4 protein-coding genes and 1 pseudogene are annotated in these 2,851 nt (G+C 71.2%); 1 reads left to right on the forward strand and 4 read right to left on the reverse strand.

What is annotated here, in order from left to right:
* Window positions 1-98 precede the first annotated feature (98 nt).
* The 4 genes from RM590_RS35285 to RM590_RS35300 all read right to left on the reverse strand — a co-directional run bounded on the left by RM590_RS35285 (window position 99) and on the right by RM590_RS35300 (window position 2,022).
* Window positions 99-452, reverse strand: coding sequence for a hypothetical protein (locus RM590_RS35285; RefSeq protein ID WP_311708905.1), 354 nt, complete (start codon window positions 450-452; stop codon window positions 99-101).
* A 65-nt stretch (window positions 453-517) separates the two neighbouring features.
* Window positions 518-670, reverse strand: coding sequence for a hypothetical protein (locus RM590_RS35290; RefSeq protein WP_311708906.1), 153 nt, complete (start codon window positions 668-670; stop codon window positions 518-520).
* A 390-nt stretch (window positions 671-1,060) separates the two neighbouring features.
* Window positions 1,061-1,303 carry a helicase associated domain-containing protein gene (locus RM590_RS35295; protein ID WP_311708907.1) on the reverse strand — a complete coding sequence of 81 codons (243 nt, stop codon included), beginning with the start codon at window positions 1,301-1,303 and terminating at the stop codon, window positions 1,061-1,063.
* A 242-nt stretch (window positions 1,304-1,545) separates the two neighbouring features.
* Complete coding sequence (locus tag RM590_RS35300) at window positions 1,546-2,022, reverse strand: helicase associated domain-containing protein (protein WP_311708908.1); 477 nt, start codon at window positions 2,020-2,022, stop codon at window positions 1,546-1,548.
* Window positions 2,023-2,583: 561 nt separating this feature from the next.
* Between RM590_RS35300 and RM590_RS36160 the strand changes: the two are divergent.
* Window positions 2,584-2,724: pseudogene (locus RM590_RS36160) on the forward strand (AAA family ATPase); the annotation flags it as partial.
* Window positions 2,725-2,851 lie beyond the last annotated feature (127 nt).

Consider the following 2,851-nt stretch of genomic DNA (forward strand, 5'->3'; position numbering starts at 1 on the left):
CGACCCGCCCACCATCCTCATGGCCCGGGGAGTCCACCTCCACCTGCTGGACCTCCTCGGCCTAGAAGTGATGCAACCGCGCCGGTTGCAGACCTGAATCAGCGACCCGCGAAGTACGGGGCTAGGGAGGGCAGGGCGCGGGCCAGACTTGCCGCAGCCGCCCCGCCGACCTCGGCCAGCACCTGCTGCCCGGCGGGGTTGAACACAATTTCCGCGTCCGCCCTCACGCCCCCGCCCTCGGCGTAGGGTCGGTGGTTCCGCCACGTCCACCACCCCAGCAGCGCACCGGGGTCCATCCCCTGGCGCGCGGCGATCCGCTGCACATACGACCACGCCGTCTCACCGCGCAAAGGGGAAACTCGCAGGGCCGCTGGCATCCCCGCCCCGTAGGCCGGGCCCGGGGGTGCGTGGGGAAGGGCGAGGGCCGACTGGGGGGTGTCCTTGTCGCTCACCAGCCCAGTCAAGCCGCCTTGGCCCCGCCCGGTGACCACAACCGGCCACCGCAGCGGCCGCGTCGTCAGTCGATGAGGGTGTGTGCGGTGGAGACGGCGACGGTGAATGCCCCGCCGCTGGCGAGTACGGCCAGGGAGGGCAGCTGCCCGGCCAGGTGGGTGCACGCGGCTGCGACCGCCGCGGCCAGGACACCGAGAGAAGGATCACGGCCGCCCACAGGCTCAGCACGCGCGGGGACCCAGCCGGGCCCGTCGCCCGTTCCTCCCTGCCCTCGACCCGCGCCGTGTCCAGGGTCAGACGCCTGCCGTGGTACTTCAGCGTGCGCCGGACACCCGGCCTCTCGGGGCGGCGGACGCCCCAGTATTCGAACAAGAATCAAACGATAGCGCTCGAATTCAAGCGCTTCAGTTCGAAGCAAATTCGAACGATGGAGCGTCGCCTACAGCCCACACCCCTCATCAGCGAGGCGTGACCACGCCGAGGGGCGCCCAGGGCAGCCGAACCACCCCGAGGCCTCTCGTGGCCTACCCGGGAATGGATCCGGACGCCAGTCCGATGCACCAGGACCCGGTCCGGCCCCCGGCGCCGGGCGTCCGTGACGCCGTTTCTACGTCCAGCGGATCCCGAGTTCGTTGAGTGCCTCGGCCCGCTCTGGAGAAAGCGATCCGCGTCTGCTGCGCTGGTTGGTGAGCCAGATGCCGAGCCGCACTTCGGTGACGCCCGTCTCGTCGATGACGGTCTCGGTGTGCTTGCGGGGGACGCCTTCCAGGGTGCCTTCCCGCTGGAGGTATTGGCGGGCGGCGGCGAGGCCGCGTTCGAAGGCTGCGGCGCGGGCTCCGCCTGCCGGCACCCGGGCCCGCCCCGCCCCGCCCCGCCCTCCTTGCCCCCGGCAGCCTCTCCGGCCGGGGTGGCCGGCGCCTCGGTGGGGCGGACGCCGAGGGCGGCCAGGCGCTCGCGCTGCCCCTCGGCGAGCAGCTGCCAGTCGGTACGCTGCCGTGCCAGCCATTTCCCGACGTCCTCGCCCCCGAGCGTGATGCCCGGGTGGATGTGTTCGGCGTCCCCGCCGCCGTCGATGCAGGTGTGGAGTTTGGCTTACATGCGCTGCCAGTCCACCGACCAGCCCTTCCCGGGCTCGCGGGGATTCCAGTCGGGGTCGATCGCGGCGAGCTGCGCCGCCCGCCTGGCGGCCCGCTCCGCGTTCTTCCCCAGGCCCCCGGGGCGGCGGAGGTTCGTCAGCCACTGCCCGACCGCCTTGCCCTCCGCCGCGGCCGTCTGCGGGGCGCACAGCGTGCCGTGCTCCGCGAAGTACGCGCGCGCCGCGGCGAGGTTCTCCTCCCACGCCAGATCGGGGGCGGACCACACCATCCCGATCTCCTCCAGCCACTTCACGCGCCGGCGTCCTTCGTCGTCGGCCTGGAGGCGCCCGGCGGCGTACTCGGTCCGCTGGTCGGAGATCCACCGGCCCAGGGGGGCGCCTGTCTCCGGCTCCCGGTAGTCCAGCGGGATCCGGAGGTTCCCGAAGCGCTGGTGGTAGCGGACGGCGGCGGCATAGCCGCTGTCGCAAGTCATCGAGAAGGCCACGGGCCGCTGCGCGCCGCCTCAGACTGCGATCTCGCCTGTGGGCAGCGCACGGGGTTCTGTCACCACGTCGTGTCGTGTCCGTCTGGCGTGGGCGGGTTGAGGTAGCGGGCGGCGTCGTGCAGGACGTCGATGGCGAGCGCTTCGGTGCGATCGTGGATGGCGAGTTGGGCGGCCATACGATGAGCGGGGCGAGGTGTGCCATGAGGCCGTCGGTGATGCGGTAGATCTCTTCCTCGTGCTCCAGGATGCTGCCGGGCCGGTGATGGCCCAGGTTCAGCCGTCCGTCGAGGGCGGCCGGGGTGCTGACCCATTCGTCTGGCCGGGTGACCTGAGCGGCCCGGCGCCGGTTTCAGCGGCGTGTCGCCTGCCATCGTCCCCCCATGCCTTTACCTACGCCCTGCCTTCCATTGGCGATACCCCGCATGCCGCGCCCTGTATCGAACGAGGTTATGAATCCGACTTCAGCCCGTGCATCTGGGTGCCAGGACTGCTGAACCCCTCGTGCGTTTCCCTAGTCCACCCCTGCGATTACTCAAGGACCCAAGAGTGTTGGAACCCACCGATGAGCAGGCCGCCGCCGCTGACTCCTTCAGCGCGGGGGACCACCTGGTTCTCCAGGCCGGCGCCGGTACCGGCAAGACCACTACGCTGGCGATGCTGGCCGCCGCTACTCCCCGCCGCGGCCGCTACCCCCTCTCTGACATCGTTGGGTGAGACGCCCCGAATTGATCAGATATTGTGGGCGGGCACGACAGGAGCATCGCCCGTATGACCAGCAGCAAGCCTTCCGAGCAGGATCCCGCGCCGCGGCCGAGGC

The sequence above is a fragment of the Streptomyces litchfieldiae genome, from assembly GCF_031845365.1.
GTDB lineage: Bacteria > Actinomycetota > Actinomycetes > Streptomycetales > Streptomycetaceae > Streptomyces > Streptomyces litchfieldiae.

Excerpts from the sequence above, each read along its gene's own strand:
- RM590_RS35300 (WP_311708908.1), bottom strand. The coding sequence starts at position 2,022 with ATGACTTGCGACAGCGGCTATGCCGCCGCCGTCCGCTACCACCAGCGC.